1 protein-coding gene and 1 pseudogene are annotated in these 791 nt (G+C 73.2%); both read right to left on the reverse strand.

The features are described from left to right. Nucleotides 1-390 (reverse strand): class II aldolase/adducin family protein (locus GRC12_RS44785; protein ID WP_208786134.1); only part of this gene is annotated, 390 nt, incomplete at its 3' end. Further along, nucleotides 390-791 (reverse strand): annotated as a pseudogene (locus GRC12_RS44790) (L-arabinose isomerase); the annotation flags it as partial. The pseudogene GRC12_RS44790 and the gene GRC12_RS44785, both read right to left, overlap by 1 nt.

The following is a 791-nucleotide window of genomic DNA, read 5'->3' on the forward strand; positions in this document are numbered from 1 at the left end:
GTCGCGGGTGACGGGGATGGGGCCGTTGAAGGTGTCGGCGTGGGTGGTGCCCAGGACGGGGATGGCGCGGTGGGCCTGGGCGAAGGCGACGGCGTGAGTGGAGTGGCTGTGGGTGACGCCGCCGATGGAGGGGAAGGCGCGGTAGAGGCTGCGGTGGGTCTCGGTGTCGGTGGAGGGGCGCAGGTGACCGGCGATGACGGCCCCGTCCGACAGGCGCACGGTGACCAGGTCCTCCAGGGTGAGGCTCTCGTAGGGCACGCCGGAGGGCTTGATGACGAACACCCCCGCCTCGCGGTCGACGCCGGAGACGTTGCCCCAGGTCAGGGTGGCCAGGCCGGCGTGGGGGATGGCGAGGTTGGCGGCCAGGACCTCCTCGTGCAGGCTCGCCATCACAGGGCCTGGGCCAGTCGGTGGTAGGCGGCGTTCCAGCGGATCTCCTTGGCGAACTGGTCGGTGCTGGTGTTCTCGTCGATGGTCAGCAGTTCGACGCCGGTCATGGCGGCGAAGTCGGTGAGGGTTTCGAGGTCGACGGCGGAGGTCAGCACGGTGTGGTGGGGGGCGCCGGCCAGCAGCCAGCTCTCCGCGGACTCCGCCAGCGACGGGCGGGGTTTCCACACGGCGCGGGCGACGGGCAGGCGGGGCAGCGGCCGGCTGGGGGCGACCACGTCCACGGCGTTGGCGGTCAGCCGGAAGCGGTCGCCCAGGTCCGACAGGCCGACGACGAGGGCGGGGCCGGGGGCGGCGTCGAAGACCAGGCGGACGGGATCTGCGCGGCCGCCGATGGACAGGGG

This window comes from Streptomyces griseorubiginosus, from assembly GCF_017614965.1.
Taxonomy (GTDB): Bacteria; Actinomycetota; Actinomycetes; order Streptomycetales; family Streptomycetaceae; genus Streptomyces; species Streptomyces griseorubiginosus_B.